Consider the following 19423-nt stretch of genomic DNA (forward strand, 5'->3'; position numbering starts at 1 on the left):
ACCAATTGGCCGCAGCGGCCTCGGCCGCAACATCAGGCGCGGCTCGAGCGACCTGACCACCTGGAGCTGACTGGTAATGCATTGCGCCTTCAGCCTACAAAGCGGCCGCGTCCGGAAGCGCTTTGCAGCAGACATGTCGGAGGGTTATTACACCTGTTTGAATGCTAGAACTGCGTTCATGCCGCCCATGGCAAACGCGTTGCTCATGGCCACACGCACCTTACGCTCGCGCGCAACATTGGGCGTGACGTCGAGATCGCAATGGGGATCCGGCTCGCGATAATTGGCCGTCGGCGGCACAACACCCTCTTGGATCGCCATCACACAGGCGATCATTTCAACCGCGCTCGCTCCGCCTAGGCAATGTCCGTGGGTGGACTTGGTGGAAGAAACCGACAGCGAATTAGCGTGGTCACCGAAGACGCGCCTGATCGCCGCCGTTTCAATTTCGTCGTTGGCCTTGGTGCCGGTGCCATGCGCGTTCAGGTATTCCACGTCCTCGGGATTCAGTGCCGCATCGGCAAGGCAGGCGCGCATCGCGTCCTCCGGCCCGTGAATTGCCGGCGCGGCGATGTGGGAGGCATCGGCAGACAGGCCGATGCCGGCGACCTCGGCAAGAATCGTTGCACCGCGGGCGGTAGCATGCTCATAGCTTTCCAGTACAGCCATGCCCGCACCCTCGCCCAGCACCAAGCCCTTCCGGTCGGCGGAGAAGGGCCGGCAAGTATCCGGAGCGAGCACGCGCATTGCTTCCCATGCCTTCACCACGATAAACACGAACGGCGCGTCGCTGCCTCCCGCAAGCATCACGTCGGCCCGGCCGTACCTGATCTGGTCTACGGCCGAGGCGATCGCATGATTGCCCGATGCACAGGCGGAGGTGACGCCGAAGACCGGCCCGCGCAGGCCGAGGCTCATGCTGACTTGGCACGCAGCCGCGCTCGGCATCGCCTTTACTCCGGTGAACAAATCAGTGCGGGACGCTCCGCCCAAAAGGAGGGCGCGGTAGGCTTTTTCAGTCGCATCGTAGCCGCCGAAGCCGACGCCCACTGACGCGCCGAAGCGATGGGCATTGCCTTCAGCGCAGGAGAGTCCGGCCTGTCGCATGACTTCGCGCGCTGCAAGCACGGCAAGCAGGCTGAAGCGGTCCATGGAGAGGAGCTGCCGGCGGTCGACGTCGTGCTCAGGCAGCGTCTTGATCTCGGCGCCGATCGTGCCTTCCAGCCCATGAAGCTCTGATCTGACAATCGGGCCGATGGCGGAGCGCCCTTCGCGCATCCCTCTCCAGATGGAGGCGGCATCGCTGCCCAGTCCGCACAGCCCGCCCAGTCCGGTGATGACGACGCGCCGATCCATCAAGCCGCCTTATTGAGCAAGCCGCGGATGGCTTCCGCCATGTCGCCGACACTTTGGAGATCGGACCACGCCTCGGCCGTGTTCATTTCGATCTTGATGCCGTAGGCCTGCTCAAGATCCCAGAGCACATCTGCAAGTCCCAGTGAATCTATCCCGAGCCCAGACAGTTCTGTCGCAGCCGTTAATTCACCGACGGGTGGTGCAGTCGTTCCCTGGCCGCTCTCCGATTCGATGCGTTTCTTGATTATGGCAATGACTTCTGTTGTGAGTTGATCAGACATTTCTGTTCCTTTCCATTTCAGCTTGTTTGACCTGGACGCGGCTCAACTCCTGAGTCGCGCAGCGTCGCGAAAATAGCGATTAAGCTTGTGCAACTGACAAAGCCCAATGCTCATGAGAGCCGGATGAATGCGGCGTAGGCCCCGATGATGAGGAACGTCGCCGGCACCTGATGTTGCGCCTATAAATCGAGGATCTGAGGCGTGCAAAGTGGATCGGACCGTTGTCAAAGCCAGAGACGCTGCGCTCTTCCGTGCCGCCCACGCAGCCACTCGGGACAGACATGGAGTCCCGGAGTTTCATAGCTCCGGACCGTTACGGTCGATCAGGGTGCCGGAGGGCCACTCGTCCATTGAGCGTCCAATCGGCGAGACCAAGACGAGCACCTCCTCCAAGCGTGTGGGCGGCACGTCGGGATGCGCATCTGGGCGGCTCGACCGTACGCGAACGCCCGACACTACGGTCGCCACGCCCTCTCTGCAGAAGAGCCTCTCCACATGGTTACGCATTGCGTGCCGAACCGTGCCGAAAGCAAATGGAACCGCCAGCTTCTGCAGCACTGGATGCACAGTGCGCATTAAAAAGCTGATTCCGAGCTTCTCAAGATCCAGACGAACGCCGTACAACCCTAGCTCCGCCACTAAGAGATCGACCTCGCCAACCTTGATGAAGCGGCGTAGTATGCCGATGTGTGCCGCTACACCATGCGCGTCGCTGGCGATGAAGCGGAGTTCCGGCCTCGCGCCAGCCCAACTGCGGCCGCCTTCGAATGGCTTTGCGTTGAAGGCGCCAGTGCGTCCATAGGTGCTTCGGAAGAACTCGGACAGTTCGACGTGGTCGGCCAATTGCAGGTCATTTTCCCAGCATAACCTCCACTGCACGGCAGAGCGCATGCGAAGACTTCCTCTTTTTCGGGTTCTTTTGTGCACCTCACGCGGTAGAGCAACGGCGGTGCATGTCATGTGGGGGGGTCTATGAACGACCCCCCCCCAGATTGGTAAAATTGATTGTTTAGATCGCGAGCATCCACGCTATGGATGTTAAAACCATGCGTTTCAAAGGGCTTGATCTGAACCTTCTCTTCGTGCTGGACGCGCTGCTGGCCGAGCGCGCAATCTCTCGGCGGCGGCACGCCGCATCAACCTCAGTCAGCCGGCCATGAGTGCGGCCGTCGCCCGGCTGCGCGACTTTTTCGGCGATGAACTGTTCAGTATGAGCGGCCACGAACGTATTCTGAATGCGGCTCCAACGCAGCCCGATGCACTCGACCTCGCCCTCGATACGCCAGGATACGAGGCGCGAAGCGTGTCCCGCGACCCTGAAGGGCGCGGTTATGATGGCGGCTGACGAATTTGCCAAGGAATGAAGATGGGACAGATCGTGTTTGCTTGCGCCGCAAGCGCTTCGCGTTCGGCCCTGTCCAATGTCCGACAATGCCGGGAAGGCAACGTAGCAGAGGCGAATCCATCACCTTGCGTTTGAACGGTTCTTCTCACTTGTCATGGTACATGCGCGGTGATCTGCAGACACGTCACAGACTATTGAGAAATCGTTCCATGATCTCGCCGAAAGCTGCCGCCGCCGCGGGTCTCTCGGATGCATCCTCGGGTGATGCTCGAGTGAGGCCCGGCAACATGAGGACGGTTGCTCATCAGGCTCGGCGTTTCGTGCCCATCCACCTTCTCCCACAGGGGAGACTGGGATGCAGCGCCTTCAAAGTGAGGAACAAATCACCTTCGCCGCGAACCTTTCACATTGTCTCGCCACCACCACCGTCGATGAAGCTTCGGACTCGCGCGGGCCGAATCGGGGATCGGCATCGCAGACCATGCGATCGATCTCGTCCCGACGGTTGCCAAAGTTGATAACGAGGCATATTGCCCAGACATCCAGCTGCTTCGGAGGCTTGCTATGACTTTTGCTCAATCGGTCGGTGCGTTCTTTCGTCGGCTGAAGCCATTCATCCTGCTTTTCCTGTTGACGCAGTTCCTGGTCAGGCTGGCGCTGTCGCTGGTTTCGGCCAAAGACCTGTCTTTCCATCCGGCCGACTGGCTGGTTCCTTTCTTCACTGGCTTCTGGTTCGATATCGTCACGCTGCTTCCAATCCTCGTGGTCTTTCTCCTCTTCCCGCTGCTCGTGCCAGTTTCGTGGGCCGGAAAGCGGTTTGACCGCGCAGTTGGGCTCTCGGGCTTCGCAATCTTCCTGTTTCTGATGGTCGTGCAGGGGGTCTGCGAGTATTTCTTCTGGGACGAATTCACGACGCGCTTCAATTTCATCGCGGTCGACTACCTCGTGTACACGCAGGAAGTGATCCAGAACATCATGGAGAGCTATCCGGTCGTGCCGCTGCTTGCCGGCATCGGCCTGTTGGCGGTCGGCGGGACCTATCTGCTCCGCCGCCAGGTGAAGGCAGGCTTCGCGCCGCATCCGCCGTTCATGAAGCGGCTGGCGGTCTTTGCGACAATAACGGGAATGGCCGCCGCCGGCGTGTTGGTGACGCCCGATTCGATCACACGGCCGATGCCGAGCGCGATCGCCCGCGAACTCGGGGGCAACGGACTCTATGGTTTGGTTAGCGCCTTCTTCTCGAATGAGATCGATTTCGCGAATTTCTATCGGACCATACCCGAGAAACAGGCGGCCGAACGGACACGCGACCTTTTAGCGGAAGATCACGAGCCGTTCGAAAGCACCGATTTAAACGACATCACGCGTGACATTCGAGCCGAGGGGCCGATGCTGCGCAAGAACGTCATCCTGGTCGGTATGGAAAGCATGAGTGCGGAGTTCATGGGCACATTCGGCAATCCGAAAAGACTGACACCGAACCTTGACCGGCTGGCGTCTGAAGGCCTGCTTTTCACGGAAATGCGGGCGACCGGCACGCGCACCGTGCGCGGGCTTGAAGCGATCGCGCTTTCAGTCCCGCCGACCCCGGGGCAATCGATCCTGCGTCGCCCCGGCAACGACAATCTCTTCACCATTGGCTCGGTGTTCCAGGATTCGGGCTACGATACGCGCTTCCTCTATGGCGGCTACGGCTATTTCGACAACATGAACGCGTTCTTTTCCGGTAACGGCTTCGGTATCGTCGACCGCGCCACGATGGCGGCAGGCGATGTGCATTTCGCCAATGCGTGGGGCGTTAGCGATGTGGACCTCTATGACGAGGTGATCCGCCAAGCCGACGCCTCGGCGAAAGCCGGCAAGAACTTCTTCAGCTTCGTCATGAACACGTCAAACCACCGGCCCTTTACCTATCCAGCTGGCGCCATAGACATCCCATCGCCGGGCGGGCGCGACGGGGCGGTCAAATATTCCGACTACGCGATCGGGGAACTGGTCAAGAAGGCATCGGCGAAACCGTGGTTCAGGGACACCGTTTTTGTCTTTGTCGCCGATCATACGGCGAGCGTCGCAGGCAAGGTCGAGCTCGACATGAACAAATACCACATACCGTGCATCATCTGGTCGCAGGGCTTTGTCGAGCCCCGCCGGATCAACCGGCTGGCGAGCCAGGTGGATATTGCGCCGTCGCTGCTTGCCCTGCTGCAGGCTAGCTATCGCAGCCGCTTTTTCGGCGACGACCTGATCGAAGCGGACGAACCGGAGCGGCCGGTCTACATCTCCAACTACCAGAAGGTGGCCATGATCCTGCATGGCCGCACGACGATCCTTGAGCCCAAGAAGCAAATCGTCCAGATGAAGGGTGAGGAGGTGCAACCTGAAAGCGCCGTCGACCACAACGCGGTCGAAATACCGTAGCCGTCTATCAATATGCCTCGCACTGGCGCGATATTTCAGGTCGCATTCCAAGTGTTCTTGACAACGGCACGCTGGCACTCGGCCGGTTGGGTGTGCATCGCCTGCCAAACCCGAGCGACGCGCCTCCGTCCAGGACCACACCCACCATACCGGCGCGCTAATAAAGCCACCGTGCCACAACGTCTTAGGAATGCCAGGTCTGCTCCGGTGATCGCCAAGAGGTGTGAGGACCTTAACAATCAAGTTCGTGGCTCGCAACGGCAATGGCCGGAACGGGTCCAGCCTGTCTTGGAACGTGATTGATGTGATAACGTGATTCCCGATCAGCGAGGTGGGTCAGGCTGAAGCGGTTTGTCGAGGGCGAGGATCGCCGGCAAGCGGCACTGCTTCCCGAGTGCCTGGACGATTACGTGACGCAGGACAATCCGTGGAGGCGACGGGGTGAATCGTCGTCCGTGAAGAAAGCGATTTTCGCGTCAACCTTGAAAGTGATCTGCGTTGGAGCGCTTTGTCCCAACTGAGGGGCGGAGTTCAGGCTGATCGGGGCCGCAGTGGCGGCTTTGCGGTGGCTGCGAGCAGCGTCAGGAAGAAGGCACACAAAAGCCTCAGCCAGTTGAGCAGGAGGCTGAAGTTGTAGCCGACGGCGGCGAGCACGGCGTTGTTGGCGTCGCCTTCGGAGAAGGCCAGGAAGTTGCGCCCCATGCGGTGGTCGTTCTTGAGATGGCCGATGACGGGTTCGACGGCGGCCCGGCGTCGCAGCGCCCGTTTGACGGCCTTGGTGAGGCCGCGCTTGTAGCCGGCGACATGGACCTTGAACGTCTTGTCCTTCGGGGCGTTGTGGCCGCGGTAGCCGGCATCGGCGACGATCTTGGTGAGGTTGGCTCCGATCGAGGTCTCGATCGCGGGGATGACGGTGGCCAGCGTGTGGCCGTCATAGGGATTGCCGGGCATCGCCTTGATATGGGCGACGAACTGGCCGCCGCGGCTGCGATAGAGCGGCGTGGCGACCGAGACCTTGACGCCGAATTCATAGGGCTTGTGGGCCTTGCCCTTGCCGATGCATTCGACCTCGGGAGCGTGCAGGGAGTAGACCTTCCTGCCGCGTTCACGCTGGCGCTGGTCCCTGACGCGGCGGGCCAGCGACAGCGGCAGACCGAAGGGCGCCATCAGCTCCGGCCGCCCGGCGATCTTGCGGGTGATGTCGCGGATCACCGCGCCCAGCATGGTGCGCAGCCGCTTGAGCTGCCGGTTGGCCCGCCTGAACTGCTTGGCGTGGGCATAACGCTGATGCTTGATCAGCGCGATCTTGCCGACCCGCGCATAGGACTGGCGCAGGCGGATGCCGTGCTTCCCGGCCAGCTTGACCAGCCGCTCGCGGGCGCGATGCATCAGCTTGGCGTCGGTCGGAAAGGTGATCGCCTTCTCCTGCACGGTGGTGTCGACGATCACCGCGCGGAAGTCGGCCGGCTTGGCCGCCCCCAGCCGGGTCGCCGCCGCCAGGCTCTCCTGCAGCAGCGCCGTCAGCCGCTCCTCGCCCATGCGCAGGCGCCAGCGCGTCAGCGAGGTGCGGTCGAAGACCAGGCGGTGCTGGAAGAACTCCTCGCCGCAGAACAGCTGATAATAGGGGTTTTCCAGCCAGCGCTCGCACAGCCCTTCATCGGACAGGTTGTGCATCGACTTCAGGATCGCCAGCCCCGCCATCAGCCGCGTCGGCAGCGGCGGCCGGCCGGGGCCATCGTCGTAGACCTCGCCGAGCTTCTCTTCCAGGCAGCGCCAGTCGATCGCCGTCGCCAGCTTCACCAGTGCATGTTCCATGTTCAGGATCTGGTCGAGCCGGGACCGCAACAGGTCCGCCTGGCCACTGTCTCGCCGTTCCTTCGGCCGCATCGCTTGCTTCCCCTCTCCGGTCGAAACGCCATCGAATCACGCAACGCAGATGCAAACATTTTGCCGGAAATCGCCGCCCAAAGCCACGATTTCCGGCAAAACGAAACCCAAATTCAGGCGAAAATCTTAAATTAAATCAAAGCGTTCCGCGTTCTTCACGGACGACTGAATCGTGGATCTGCTACTTTCGCGCGCTCCAGTTTGGGAGGCGCGGCACGCGTTGCCCCTGTCGACAAACTGAGCCTGGTGCTTGTGGCGGTGTTCGGAGTGACATTCCTCAAGGAACACTTGTCATCGTCGAACTGGGCAGGGGTTGCCTTGATCGCAACAGGCGCGGTTCTGGTACGCTACAAAGGCAAACAGGAGGGCTATTCGCGGCGGCTTATTGCTCCGTCTTTAGGATCAGAACAGCCAAAAAAAGGTGGGCAGGTAGCCAGCTACCTGGAGGTATTCCATGCCTTCGGTGGCTGGAAAGATCGCCAGAAAATAGAGGGCATCGAAGAATGTGCTTCTTAATGCGCTCGTGGAGAACGTGTGCTGATGCTTGTCCTGATGCAGCCACGGCTTGGGCCAGAACCGTGGCGTCCTTGCCACATATGCTTCGAACTCCGAACCAAATTTGTCACGAAGAAACGTCTCTTCCTTTCGGGCAGTCGTCCCGAAAACCGCATAAGTGCTCACCCCCAGAGCGGATGCAACGATGAGCGATCCGAACATGAGGCCGATGCCGAATGCTCCGATCGTCGAAAACAGATATAGGGGATTGCGAGTGATCGAGTACGGCCCGCTGACTGCCAACTCGCTGTTCTTCCGCCCCCCGATATAGAGGATGCTCCACAACCTCCCGAATATGCAGACGAGGATCAGAACAAAACCGATCATCTCGACGACCTCGTGAAGACTAGATGCTTCATCCCAACCGGGGCGAGAGAATAGCAGCGAGCCTATCGCCGCCATGCTCAAGGCCCGGACGACCACAAGTCTCTTCCGCTGATTAAATGGTTGCGGGGCAATGCAAGCGGACATTATGGTTCCTTCGACAAAGGCTTTTTCGGGGGCTCGCGCCAAGCAGTCCTCTCCGCGGGTTTGAAGCTCTCAAGATCGCGTGCTGTATCGCGCGGGTTAGCGGTTACTAACCGTTCGGTAACATTGGTCAATGGCCCGTCTGGAAGGTCAAGGTGGTTACGGCGTTCCTCGGCCAGCCCTCCCACCCGTCGCGGGGTAAACTTCCAGCTGCACGTGTCTGTTTGCTATCGCGATCCATTGCTCAGCTTCCAAAGTCGTTTCTCTACCCCATGTAGGTTACCAGCGAAGCTTGATCTGCTAAACCAATATGGTGTTACACTTGTAGTCTCGCAGAGGCTTCTCCCAGCTCTCTGGGTCACGTCGAGAGCCGTAACCGGATCCGATTTTCCGGCGGAGGGGGTTTGCGGCGAGCGCGCTTAGTGCGCGGTCTTCAAGGCCGGGTCGAGAGCCTTGAGATCGAGAACCAGGCGCTGCGCGCCGAGATCCAGACCCTCAAGGATCGCCCTCCGGACAAGCCGACCAAGCCGTCGGAATGGGCAACGCAGCCGGAGGGAAAGTGACGCCGTCGCGGCGCCAAGCGCGACGGCGGTCGCGTGAGCCGCGAGGTGACGGTTGCGGAGAGCGCTCCTGCGGGCTCACGCTTCAAGGGATACAAGACGATCCCGGTGCGCGATCTGGTTTTGTCGGCCGGGGTGATGCGCTATCGCTGGGAGTGCTGGGTGACACCGAGCGGCGAGAGGCTCGTCAGCGGCAGGTGACACTCGACAACGGCATCCTGTTCCCGCGACGACTGCGCAGGAACCGCAGCGAACGCATGTGGGCGCCGCAACAGCACGGCCCTCCAGGTCCTGCATAGCCGAGATATGGCGGCGCCTTCTTCTACGGTCGAACGCGTGGTCGGCCCCGGCCGGGCGGCGCCGTCTCGGAGATCAAAGTGATTAATATGGCCGAGTGGCGGTTAGTCATGCCGACCTGCATCCGGCTTATATCGACTGGAGCGGCTCAAGGCCAACCAGCGTGTCGCCACCAACGAACAAAGCTTATGGAATGCAGCGCCGCGCCGGGACAGTCCGCGAAGGGTCCGCCTGCTCCAGGGCAGAGTTCTCTGCAGCCTTTGCAGCTTGCAAACATGGGCGTCCATTACAACGGCCCTCAGCCGAGGGCCCCTCGGCGAGTCGGGAGCCGAAAGAGTCGCGGCTCCGCTCACCCGTTCGGCCGTTCCGTCGTACCAGGCGAGCGTCTCGCAGCGCGAAAGCTGCTCAGGCGACCCTTCGCGAATTTTGGCCGGATCGACGTCGTCCTGGGGCAGGAAAGCAGGCGAATGACTGTCAAAAAGCGTCCGCCGCAGCCCGGCGTCGATCACTAGAACCTGGCGCGGGCGCGGCGGAACTGCAGGGCGGCGGCCATTCCGGAATAGCTGCCGCCGACATCGATGATGGAACCTACACTAACGGCAGCTCAATTCGGATGGTTGTGAGGACAGGCTCGGCTCCAGCCGGACGGGCAGTGTTCTGAGGGTGTTTGCACACCATGTTCATGGTTGCCACAATGGAGATCGCCTCAGAAGCGGCGCTCAATCGGAAACGTTAGCACCTCCGCGTTTTGGCGCGGCTGCTTGAACTCTTCGACAGCAACCGCCTCGATCAGCAAATCCAAGGCTTCGCGCCCCCTCCGGCTCATCGGGTCATCGCCTCGGAGGTAATGATACGCTCGATCTAGATGCACTCGCGCGGCGGAAAAATCGCTTGTCATATGACCCTCTCAGTTGCCGCCCGCGCTGGCCATCTACGAGGTGAGGGTCGCGCAATCGTCAATATCCACAGACCAATTTGATTTAAATCGTAGATGATCTGGGAGAAATCCGGACCCCGGCTTGTCTTATAGGAGAGCCCCTTGCTGACGTCGCCGGCCGGGCTCTGTTGGCTCTGCAATAGCGTTTTGTGGTGCGCCACCATGAAAGTTCGCACGTTTTCATGCGCGGTCGATCAGACACGGTTCACGAACAAAAGCCTGCGGACGGTGCAGATGGCGGTAATAGCCTGGCGGCAGAAGTCGGTCCTGGCGACTGGATGACGCCAGCTCTTCCCCGCCAAATCGTTTGGTAACATTCGTCGCAAGTCAATCTGTTTTCAGGATGGTCCGCATATTGAGGTAAGGCACAGACGCCAGGTGCGCCTCGCTATCGACAATCGCGGTAGATGGTATTCGAAATGTTCATGCCCTGCGGAAGGATGGGCTTGTCCTGTGCCGACGCCGGTCATACCGGCTATGGTTGGCGAAGCATCCTAAATGGCTGATTTTCGACACCCACCCGACCGACGCAGGACGGCGTTGAACACGACGTCACCTTACATTCGAGGGGTTTCTCAGCCAGTGCTAGAGCAAGCTGTTCCACGGTATCAAACAGCGCGGCTACACGGGTAGTTTCTCGAATCTCGAGCGACTGCTCGCAAGCTGGAGCCGCGCCGAAAGGTAGGGACACCGGTCGCCCTCCGATCATACGCCACCAACCAGCCGGCGATGCTGACGATCTCTTCCGAGCGCGCGGCAGTCGGTGAGGGACCGGCCTATCATGGCCGCATTACGAAGCAGGTCTCCTGAATCGAAGCCTCTATCCGATCGACGAACGCCTCAAGTTTCGCGGGCAGCAAGACCGGCCGGGACCAGGTGTATTCGGTATCCTAATCATCGCAGAGCGTGTTTAGCTTGGGGCGCGCAGAAGGTGAATGGCGTCAGCGCGGTGAGGTGGACCGCGACGCTAAGCTAAAAACGTGTTGGACTAAGCGACGGGACGGCTGACTGGTATGGGCGTTCAATTGATCTGGCGCCTTAAATGGCAGGAAGGCCTCGCGGCCGGTTCGAGGCGCATTATATCCTCCTCCGAATCAGCACGCGCGAGTATCGTAACAAGCCCCGAGCGCTTCGCGTTCGGCGGTGTCCAATTTCCGACAATGTCGGATACAAAGTCAGATCTACTGGATTGCGTTTAAATCGTTTTCTCATTCGGCACAGTACATGCACGTCATCCGCAAGCACGACCGACCAACAAGAAATCGCATGATCACCTCACCAAAACATACAGCCGCCGCGGAACAAATCACTTCGCCGCGAACTTGCTTATCGCCCGTCACCACAACCCGAGCCATCGATGTCTTACGGGCTGCCCAGGATACCTGCTGCGACCGCGCTTGCCCTACGACCGCTCCGGCTCCGCCCGTTACCGACGAGGAAAAGTAACGGATTTCCTGCTGACGACGGCATGGAGGTGGTCGTCATCCCCCATCACCTGCGCCGATCGTCGCCCATAGGGTAGGGTGCAAGGTCGGCAACATCGCGCCCACAAGGAGATTCCGATATCTGAAGCCAGTCAGGAAAAGTTGGACGTATTCTTGAGGAAAATGGTCGGCGATCTCGGTGCGATCGCTACGGGCGCGGGGGTCTTGCTGGGCGACAGACTCGGCCTGTTCAAGGCATTGCGTGAAGGCGGCAAAACGACGGCGGCCGAACTTTCGACACGCACCGGCACCCAGGAACGCCTTGTAAGGGAATGGCTTTCCGGGCAAGCGGCGGCGGGCTACGTCAACTACGATGAATCCAACGACGAGTTTTATCTAAACGCCGAGCAGGAGTCGGTGTTCGCCGATGAAGATAGCCCGGCCTTCATGGCTGGCGCATTCGAGTTCCTGTCCGCGCTGTGGCTCGATGAAGAAAAAGTGAGGCAGGCATTCCAGTCCGGCAAGGGCGTCGCGTGGCACGATCATAGCGCGTGTCTGTTTCGCGGCACGGAGCGGTTCTTCCGTCCAGGCTACAATGCCAATCTGATCGACTCCTGGCTACCGGCGCTGGAGGGCGTAGTCGAGAAGCTCGAACGCGGCGCGGAGGTCGGGGATGTCGGATGCGGTCACGGCGCATCGACCGTGCTCATGGCGCGTGCTTTCCCCAATTCGCGCTTCGTCGGCTTCGATTATCACTCCGCTTCGATCGAGCGTGCCCGAAAGGCCGCCGACGAAGCCGGCGTTGGCGCCAACACGCGGTTCGAGGTCGCGGCCGCCAAGACCTATCCCGGCACGTATGACCTCGTCGCTTTTCTTTGATTGCCTTCACGACATGGGCGATCCAGAGGGCGCCGCCGCCCATGTCCGCGGGTCGCTCAAGCCGGATGGCACCTGGATGATCGTCGAGCCGTTGGCGCATGACCATCTAGCGGCGAATCCCAATCCCGTCGGACGCGTCTATTATGCCGCTTCCACATTCGTGTGCACGCCCGCTTCGCTGTCGCAGGAAGTCGGACTTGGGCTTGGCGCCCAGGCCGGCGAGGCGAGGTTGCGCAAGGTGGTGACCGCCGGCGGCTTCAAGCGATTCCGTCGCGCCGCGGAGACGCCGTTCAACTTGGTGCTGGAGGCCCGCCCCTAGGGCGGCCGTTGCTAGCTAGAAATTTCAGCTCATCGCATTGGTGAGGATCATCGCCAAAATTCCGGACGCAGGCTTATTGGGCAAATTTTTTCAAGCGCGTCACTCACCCTGAGATCAGATTGGAGTTGATAAACGCCGACAGTAGTGAAGGCACGCGCAGCCAAGCTCGCCGCCTAAGGGTGCTCTCAGATTATCCGACGTCCGACGACCCGCACCGGGCTGCGGCGGCAGATTCTTTACCTCCTGCGGCACAAGGCCAGCAGCCTCGTTGTAGGCGTATTCCCGCCCAATTTTTTCTCGACCCACTTACCTGAAGCTCCGCCGTGGCGGGCTGATCGTCTCGGGTCGCTGTCATCATTGCGGCTGGCGTCAAGGCGGACAGCCGGGGCGAAGTCTGGTGGATATCGGCACCTCAAAGGTCGAGAGGATCTGGACGGAGTTTTAAGCTGACCCGCCGCAGCCGTCACAAACGTAAAGCTCGTCGTACCAGGCGACAATGCAGAAAGCGCCAGGAGCGGCACGCGACCAGTGGCCTATTTGTCAACTCGAATGCGCTTCCACCTTCGTAATGCGTTCCGTCAGTGTCATCTGGATAGCCTCACCGCTTGCAGCTCACGACGCCTTGCGACGCAACGCCGTCTCGTATCCAAGCCAATCGTGAATTTCGGCGGCGATGCGCTCGGCATGCGCGGTGACTTCGGGAATTCCCATCAGTTCGCCAACGCTGCCGCGCGCCAATGGCCCGCTGACGAAAATGCTGCCAGTCGGCCGCCCGGATGTCCCGATTGCACGGCCTTGGCTGTCAGTTTTCAGGCCAAGGCCAATCGGGTCGAGCCGCACCAATCCCATCCGTGCGAGCGCCGCAATCGCCGCGTTGGTCCGGAAAATATCGGCATGCGCCGGCCCTGTCGTGACGACCACTTTATTGAACGTCTCGGTGGTCTGGGTGCGTTGGCGCCTTGGCCGGAGCGTGACGCGGATGCGGCCGTCGACCTGCTCGGCATCGACAATCGATGCAGCGTGGTAGTCGAGCATGCCCTCGGCAACCCGGCGATCAAGCACGGACGCGACCTGTGGCGCTATGCGGAAGCGATGCACATCCCACAGCGCGCGCAAATGGCGCACGACGCGGCGTTGCTCAGCGAGCGGCAGGGCCTGCCAGATGATTTGCCCTTGTCGCCGGACTGCGTCGAGCACGGGGTGCCAGCCTTCGCCCTGCTGCGCGGCGGTTGCGATGGTCGACCGGATACGCCTGAGCAGCACGGTGGCGCTGCGTGACGGCAGGCCGGTGAAGTCGCCGATCGGATCGGCATGCATAGCCGCATGGCCTCGCGACCGGTAGCCATGGCGCGAAAGTGCTGTGATGCGACCGCGATGGCCATTGCGGTCGAGCGTTGCGATGACATCCGCCGACGTCAGTCCAGTGCCGACGACGAGCACATGGTCGTAGCGTCCGATCGCTTCCAGCCTTTCCAGATCATAGGGATTGGCTACCAGCCCGGCTGCACCAGCCACGGACTGCAGGGACAATGGCAAAGTCGGTGGCGGATGCGTTGTCGCAATCACCAGGGCGTCCGCTGCGAGCGTTCCTCCATCAGCGAGGATCAGGCGGCAACCCTCGCCATTGAGCTCGACTGATGCGACCGCGGATCTGACATGACGGATCGTTTTGCTGTTCAGCCAAGGCTGGAGATGGGATTCCACGTAGCGCCCGAAAACGCGACGCTGCGGGTAGAGCGCTCCATTGGCGGCAATGGCCTCGGGATCGTCCGCAATGGCGCCGGTCTGCTCCAGCCAGTCGGCAAAGTGGCTGTCCTGGCCGGAGATCAGCGTCATCCTCGACGCCGGCACATTGATGCGGTGTGAAGGATCGGGCGTCGAATAGGCCAGACCATAGCCGAGCCCCTCTCGGGGCTCGACGACCACGATATCGGCAGCTCCGGCGGGCAGAAGCCGTGCAAGATGAAACGCGGTCGCCGCACCTGAAAAGCCGCCGCCGATGATGGCTAGGACCGGCCCTCTGCCCGATTCTCTGGTGCTCAAGACTGACTCGCGCGGAGCGCCGATGGCCGATGATCGCCGGCCACCGTTTCGCCAAAAGGTCCCATGTTCACGGCCGTCGGTCGCGTCGAGATTTCATGATCGAGCGGCAATAGCGGCAGTACCAGTTCGCCAAAACGATACGCTTCCTCCAGATGCGGATAACCGGAGAGGATGAAGGTATCGATGCCGATACGCCGGTATTCGTCGATCCGTTCCGCCACCGTGGCCGCATCGCCGACCAGGGCGGTGCCGGCGCCGCCGCGAACCAGGCCGACGCCGGCCCACAGGTTCGGACTGATTTCGAGCTTGTCGCGATGGCCGCCGTGCAGCCGGCTCATGCGCGACTGGCCGACAGAATCCATGCGCGCGAAAACCTTCTGCGCCTCGGCGATGGTCTTGTCGTCGAGGCGGCTGATCAGCCGGTCGGCATCGGCCCATGCCTCGTCATTGGTTTCGCGGACGATGACATGCAGCCTGATGCCGAAGGTTACCTGGCGCCCGGCTTTTTCAGCAAGACCGCGCACATGATCGACCTTGGCTGCAACGTCTGCGGGCGGTTCGCCCCAGGTCAGATATTTGTCGATCTGTTCGGCGGCGACCGCGTTGGCCGCCTCTGACGAGCCGCCGAAATAGAGCGGCGGATGCGGCGTCTGCACGGGCGGAAACAGCAGCCGGCCGTCCTCGATACGGAAGTGCTTGCCTGCGAAGGCAACGGTCTCGCCACGCAGCACGGCCTTGTAGATGTCGAGGAATTCCCGCGTCACCTCATAGCGCTCGTCATGGCTGAGGAAGATGCCGTCGCCCTTGTTCTCGACCGGGTCGCCGCCGGTGACAACATTGATGAGCAGGCGTCCGCCCGAAATGCGGTCTAGCGTCGAGGTCATGCGCGCGGCGAGCGTCGGCGATTGCAGGCCCGGCCGGACGGCGACAAGAAAGCGAAGCCGCTGCGTCAGCGGCGTCAGCGCCGACGCCACGACCCAGCTGTCCTCGCAACTGCGTCCGGTCGGCAGCAGCGCGCCATAGTAGCCGATCGCATCGGCAGCCTTGGCGACCTGGGTGAGGTAGGGCAGATCGACCGCCCTGCCCGCCTCGGAGGTGCCGAGATAGCGGCTGTCGCCATGGGTCGGAAGAAACCACAGGACCTTGATCCTGTCGGGTGTGGCAACGCTCATGAGTGGTCCTCTGTGACTTGACGCACCTCGCTCAGCTCCAGGCATGGAGCGGCGGATTGACATCGTTGAGGTAGTAGTTGCCGAGGATCGCGTATTTCCAGCGCACCGGATCGTGCAGCGTGTGGGTGCGGGCGTTGCGCCAATGCCGGTCGAGATTGTGCTCGGCCAGCGTCGAGCGCGTGCCGGCGAGCTCAAATAGCTTGTTGGTGGCATTGATGGCGATCTCGGTGGTGAGGATCTTGGATTCCGCCACAGCGATCTGCGCTTCCGCGACGGTCTTCTCGTTCGGGTCGGCGACGGCGCGATCGACCGCAAGCCCGGCCTTTTCCAGAACCGCCTCTGCCGCATTGGCGCGCAGACGAAGGTCGCCGATCGCCTGGATCGTATAGGGATCCTGCCAGGCATGATCGACGTCGCTGTCGATCCAGGCGCGCGACTTGGTGCGCACGAAATCGACCGTCTCGTCGATCGCCGCCTTGGCGATGCCAAGATCGACCGCGGCCTGGATGATCTGGAAGATGGCTCCGTCGGCCGTCGGCCGGTCGTAGCCCTTATAGCCGGGAACCAGATGCGTCTTCGGCACCTTCACATTGTCGAGCAAGACCGTGCCGGACAACGTCGTCTTCTGGCCGAAGCTCGACCAGTCGTCGATGACCGTCAGCCCGGGCGCGCCGCGACCGGCGATGGCATACCAGGCGCGGCCCTCGTCATCGAGCGCCACGATCGGGACCAGATGCGCGAGCAGCGCGCCGCTCGAATAGAATTTCTGGCCGTTGACGACGACATGGTCACCGGCGTCGGCGAACTTGGTTTCGAAGTCGGCCGCCCGCTTGGAGCCGAACTCGGAGAACGCGTTGCCGAAGCGAGTGCCGGACAACACCTCGGCGAAAAGCAGCTTCTTCTGGGCCTCGTCGGAGACGGTGCGAATTGCGGCGACGACGCCGAGATGGTTCTGCGGAATCTGGCCCAGCGACGGATCGGCGGCCGAGATGATGGTGATCACTTTCGACAGCGTCACATAGGAGAGCTCCGGCCCGCCATAGGCTTTCGGCACGTTGATCGACCACAGGCCGCTCTGCGAAAACGCATCGAGCTCTCGCTTCGGCCAGAGGCGTTCACGGTCCCGTTTGGAGGCATCCTTGGCGAATTCCGCGGCCAGTTTTTCGGCGACAGCGATCGCCTCGGCGTCGGTCCTGATGACATGCGCCCTGGCTGACGGACGCTCGACCGGTGGCACGGCGCCGCGGATAGCGGACGGCTGCTTCGATTGGATGGTCATGCTGCGGTCTCCTTGGGGAAATGGTCGGATGGAAGCGGCGAGCCGCCGAGATAGTAGGTCTTGATATCGGCGCGCTGGCGCAGGTCGGCAGCCGATCCTTCGAGGACGCTGACGCCGTTCTCGAGCACGGTGGCGCGGTCGGCGTATTTCAGCGCAACCGCCGAATTCTGTTCGGCAACGAGGATCGAAAGGCCCTCGTCGCGGTTTAGCCGTTTCAGGGCGCTGAAGATCTCGTCGACGATCAGCGGCGCGAGCCCCATCGACGGCTCGTCCAGAACAAAGAGCTTCGGCCGCGACATCAGGCCCCGGCCGATTGCCGTCATCTGCTGCTCGCCCCCGGAAGTGAGGCCGGACCGGGTTCGCCGCTTTTCGGCGAGCCTTGGGAAAAGTGAATAGACACGGTCGAGGTCGGCCTTGACGCCGGTGCGAGAGGACGAGCGCCCGAGCGCGCCGGTGAAGAGGTTCTCTTCGACCGTCAGCGAACGGAAGCAATGCCTGCCCTCGAGGACCTGGACGAGGCCGCTGCGGACGAGCTGCGAGGGGCTTGTCCTTGAAACATCCTCGCCATCGAAGGTGATCCGACCGGCGGTAATGGCGCCGCGCTCGGCCGGGAGGAGATTGGATACGGCGCGCAGCAGTGTGGTCTTGCCGGCGCCGTTGGAGCCGAGCAAGGCGACGATCTCGCCTTTGCCGACCGACAGGTCGACGCCGTGCAGGGCGGCAATGGCGCCGTTGTAGACAGCTTCCACGCTGCTGACTGACAGTATTGGATAATGGGGGCTGGACATCGATGACTCCGCTGGGAAGCTGGATAGCGCGACCGGCCAGTTTGTCGGCCACGCCATGGCAAACTCAGTTGCTGACCAATGCGTCGGCGTCCTCGGCCGTGCGGATCTTGATGCCCTTCTCGGTGGCATAAGCCTCGGACGACTTCTCGATGATCGGGCGCAGCAGCTTCCAGTCGGGCGCGATCCAGTCGGACACGACGTTCCACTTCTTGCCGTCCCACTGCTGGAAGGTCACGTAGCCGTCACCCTCGTGATTGTCCCAAGAGACATTGATCGAGTGGAACTGGTCCTTGGCGCCGAGCGCCTCGACGCGCGCCGGATCGAGCTTGAGATGCTCGAAGCCCCAGCGCACTTCGTCGCCGGTCAGCGTGCGGTTGCCGAACCTGGCCTGTGCGATGCGGACCGCCTCGACATTGAGGATGCCGTTGACGATGCCGAGATTGTGGTAGACCGAGCCGATGCGGCTCTTGTCCTCGAGATTGCCCTTGCCGTCGCCGTAGACCGTTTTCACGATCTCCTGGACCACTGGATACTGCTCGCCCGAGGCCTGGGTGGTGATGGCCGTATAGCCCTTGGCGGCATCGCCAGCGGGGATGACGTCCTCTTCCGAATTCGACCAGACATTGCCGACAATGTGATCGGCTGGGAAACCGGTCTTCTGCGCAGTCTTCAACGCTACAGGGTTCATCACGCCCCAGCCGCGCAGCACCACATAGTCGGGATGCTCGCGACGGATCGTCAACCATTGTGCCTGCTGCTCGTTGCCCGGATGCGGAACCTCGATCTGCGACAGTTCGAAGCCGTATTTCTGCGCCAAAAGCTCGTAGATCGGGATCGTCTCCTTGCCGTAGGGCGAGCCGTGATAGAGCACCACGATCTTCTTGCCCTTGAGCTTGTCCAGGCCGCCTTCCTTGGAGGCGATGTAGTTCACGATCCCGGAAGTCTCGCTGTAGGGATTGAGCAGCAGCGGGAAGACGTAAGGGAACACGCGCCCGTCCGTGGTGTCGGTGCGGCCGTGGTTGATGGTTATCAGCGGCACCTTGTCGTCAGTGATGCGGTCGATCATGGCGTAGGCGATGCCGACCGAAAGCGGGTTCCAGGCGGCAATATCCGGATTGCTCTTCAGCCGTTCGTAGACCTCGACGCCCTTCTCGACCTCATACTGGGTCTCGCCTTCGCTCCAGGTCAGCTTGACGCCGTTGACGCCACCGTCGCGGATGTTGATCAGGTTGAGGTAGTCGATGAAGCCGCCGAAGAAGCCGGTGCCGCCGGCGGCATAGGGGCCGACGCGATAGCTCTGCAGGGGGAAATACTGTTCGTCGGCGTGGACAGCCGTCGCGCAGAGCACGAAGGCGGTGGCGATCGCCGCCTTCCGTAGGTGACTGAAGAAGGTCATGGGTTGCGTCTCCTGAGGT

14 protein-coding genes and 4 pseudogenes are annotated in these 19423 nt (G+C 61.5%); 7 read left to right on the forward strand and 11 right to left on the reverse strand.

Features of this window, described 5'->3' with window-relative positions:
- Positions 1–147: 147 nt before the first annotated feature.
- The 3 genes from AC0NIE_RS34200 to AC0NIE_RS34210 form a co-directional block, all read right to left on the reverse strand.
- On the reverse strand, positions 148–1356 hold the full coding sequence (locus tag AC0NIE_RS34200) for a beta-ketoacyl-[acyl-carrier-protein] synthase family protein (protein ID WP_473489856.1): 1209 nt from the start codon (positions 1354–1356) through the stop codon (positions 148–150).
- Positions 1356–1637, reverse strand: a complete 282-nt coding sequence (locus AC0NIE_RS34205) for an acyl carrier protein (RefSeq protein ID WP_473489855.1) — start codon at positions 1635–1637, stop codon at positions 1356–1358. The genes AC0NIE_RS34200 and AC0NIE_RS34205 overlap by 1 nt, the downstream gene beginning before the upstream one ends.
- A 297-nt stretch (positions 1638–1934) precedes the next feature.
- Positions 1935–2528 carry a NodA family N-acyltransferase gene (locus AC0NIE_RS34210; protein WP_473489854.1) on the reverse strand — a complete coding sequence of 198 codons (594 nt, stop codon included), beginning with the start codon at positions 2526–2528 and terminating at the stop codon, positions 1935–1937.
- 155 nt (positions 2529–2683) lie between these two features.
- On the opposite strand from AC0NIE_RS34210, the pseudogene AC0NIE_RS34215 reads away from it, so the two are divergent.
- Positions 2684–2871 (forward strand): annotated as a pseudogene (locus tag AC0NIE_RS34215) (LysR family transcriptional regulator); the annotation flags it as partial.
- Positions 2872–3546: 675 nt separating this feature from the next.
- A complete protein-coding gene (locus tag AC0NIE_RS34220) occupies positions 3547–5400 on the forward strand; it encodes an LTA synthase family protein (RefSeq protein ID WP_473489853.1) in 1854 nt (617 codons plus the stop codon).
- Between the two features lie 531 nt (positions 5401–5931).
- Here AC0NIE_RS34220 and AC0NIE_RS34225 read toward each other — a convergent pair.
- Positions 5932–7287 (reverse strand): IS5 family transposase, encoded by a 1356-nt coding sequence (locus AC0NIE_RS34225; protein ID WP_473642175.1) that lies wholly within the window; start codon positions 7285–7287, stop codon positions 5932–5934.
- 161 nt (positions 7288–7448) lie between these two features.
- Here AC0NIE_RS34225 and AC0NIE_RS34230 point away from each other — a divergent pair.
- Positions 7449–7644 (forward strand): annotated as a pseudogene (locus AC0NIE_RS34230) (EamA family transporter); the annotation flags it as partial.
- A gap of 45 nt (positions 7645–7689) precedes the next feature.
- On the opposite strand, the gene AC0NIE_RS34235 reads toward AC0NIE_RS34230, so the two are convergent.
- Entirely contained in the window at positions 7690–8355 is a 666-nt protein-coding gene (locus AC0NIE_RS34235) for a methyltransferase family protein (protein ID WP_473489899.1), read from the reverse strand.
- 377 nt (positions 8356–8732) lie between these two features.
- Between AC0NIE_RS34235 and AC0NIE_RS34240 the strand changes: the two genes are divergently transcribed.
- Together AC0NIE_RS34240 and AC0NIE_RS34245 are read left to right on the forward strand one after the other, a co-directional pair.
- Entirely contained in the window at positions 8733–8873 is a 141-nt protein-coding gene (locus tag AC0NIE_RS34240) for a hypothetical protein (RefSeq protein ID WP_473489900.1), read from the forward strand.
- Between the two features lie 45 nt (positions 8874–8918).
- Positions 8919–9071 (forward strand): hypothetical protein, encoded by a 153-nt coding sequence (locus AC0NIE_RS34245; RefSeq protein WP_473489901.1) that lies wholly within the window; start codon positions 8919–8921, stop codon positions 9069–9071.
- 802 nt (positions 9072–9873) lie between these two features.
- On the opposite strand, the gene AC0NIE_RS34250 is transcribed toward AC0NIE_RS34245, so the two are convergent.
- On the reverse strand, positions 9874–10065 hold the full coding sequence (locus tag AC0NIE_RS34250; protein ID WP_473489902.1) for a hypothetical protein: 192 nt from the start codon (positions 10063–10065) through the stop codon (positions 9874–9876).
- A gap of 405 nt (positions 10066–10470) precedes the next feature.
- Between AC0NIE_RS34250 and AC0NIE_RS34255 the strand changes: the two are divergent.
- Together AC0NIE_RS34255 and AC0NIE_RS34260 are read left to right on the forward strand one after the other, a co-directional pair.
- A pseudogene (locus AC0NIE_RS34255) lies at positions 10471–10786 on the forward strand (ISL3 family transposase); the annotation flags it as partial.
- An 880-nt stretch (positions 10787–11666) separates the two neighbouring features.
- Positions 11667–12726: pseudogene (locus AC0NIE_RS34260) on the forward strand (class I SAM-dependent methyltransferase).
- Between the two features lie 612 nt (positions 12727–13338).
- Here the strand turns inward: AC0NIE_RS34260 and AC0NIE_RS34265 are convergent.
- From AC0NIE_RS34265 to AC0NIE_RS34285, 5 genes are all read right to left on the reverse strand, one after another.
- The gene (locus AC0NIE_RS34265) at positions 13339–14769 is read right to left on the reverse strand and encodes an FAD/NAD(P)-binding protein (RefSeq protein ID WP_473489903.1); all 1431 of its coding nucleotides are present in this window, start codon (positions 14767–14769) and stop codon (positions 13339–13341) included.
- On the reverse strand, positions 14766–15941 hold the full coding sequence (ssuD, locus tag AC0NIE_RS34270; RefSeq protein ID WP_473489904.1) for an FMNH2-dependent alkanesulfonate monooxygenase: 1176 nt from the start codon (positions 15939–15941) through the stop codon (positions 14766–14768). Before ssuD ends, AC0NIE_RS34265 begins: the two co-directional genes overlap by 4 nt.
- Positions 15942–15972: 31 nt before the next feature.
- Positions 15973–17220, reverse strand: coding sequence for an SfnB family sulfur acquisition oxidoreductase (locus AC0NIE_RS34275; RefSeq protein ID WP_473489905.1), 1248 nt, complete (start codon positions 17218–17220; stop codon positions 15973–15975).
- A complete protein-coding gene (locus AC0NIE_RS34280; protein WP_473489906.1) occupies positions 17217–18008 on the reverse strand; it encodes an ABC transporter ATP-binding protein in 792 nt (263 codons plus the stop codon). The genes AC0NIE_RS34275 and AC0NIE_RS34280 overlap by 4 nt, the downstream gene beginning before the upstream one ends.
- A gap of 64 nt (positions 18009–18072) precedes the next feature.
- Positions 18073–19404, reverse strand: coding sequence for an ABC transporter substrate-binding protein (locus AC0NIE_RS34285; protein ID WP_473489907.1), 1332 nt, complete (start codon positions 19402–19404; stop codon positions 18073–18075).
- Between the last annotated feature and the right edge of the window lie 19 nt (positions 19405–19423).

The organism is Mesorhizobium sp. WSM4842 (genome assembly GCF_055901575.1).

What these genes read in the sequence shown, in the direction of transcription:
- AC0NIE_RS34285 (WP_473489907.1), bottom strand. Translation starts at nt 19,404, where the DNA reads ATGACCTTCTTCAGTCACCTACGGAAGGCGGCGATCGCCACCGCCTTC.
- AC0NIE_RS34205 (WP_473489855.1), bottom strand. Translation starts at nt 1,637, where the DNA reads ATGTCTGATCAACTCACAACAGAAGTCATTGCCATAATCAAGAAACGC.
- AC0NIE_RS34280 (WP_473489906.1), bottom strand. Translation starts at nt 18,008, where the DNA reads ATGTCCAGCCCCCATTATCCAATACTGTCAGTCAGCAGCGTGGAAGCT.
- AC0NIE_RS34250 (WP_473489902.1), bottom strand. Translation starts at nt 10,065, where the DNA reads ATGACAAGCGATTTTTCCGCCGCGCGAGTGCATCTAGATCGAGCGTAT.
- AC0NIE_RS34210 (WP_473489854.1), bottom strand. Translation starts at nt 2,528, where the DNA reads ATGCGCTCTGCCGTGCAGTGGAGGTTATGCTGGGAAAATGACCTGCAA.
- AC0NIE_RS34220 (WP_473489853.1), top strand. Translation starts at nt 3,547, where the DNA reads ATGACTTTTGCTCAATCGGTCGGTGCGTTCTTTCGTCGGCTGAAGCCA.
- AC0NIE_RS34275 (WP_473489905.1), bottom strand. Translation starts at nt 17,220, where the DNA reads ATGACCATCCAATCGAAGCAGCCGTCCGCTATCCGCGGCGCCGTGCCA.
- AC0NIE_RS34200 (WP_473489856.1), bottom strand. Translation starts at nt 1,356, where the DNA reads ATGGATCGGCGCGTCGTCATCACCGGACTGGGCGGGCTGTGCGGACTG.
- ssuD (WP_473489904.1), bottom strand. Translation starts at nt 15,941, where the DNA reads ATGAGCGTTGCCACACCCGACAGGATCAAGGTCCTGTGGTTTCTTCCG.
- AC0NIE_RS34225 (WP_473642175.1), bottom strand. Translation starts at nt 7,287, where the DNA reads ATGCGGCCGAAGGAACGGCGAGACAGTGGCCAGGCGGACCTGTTGCGG.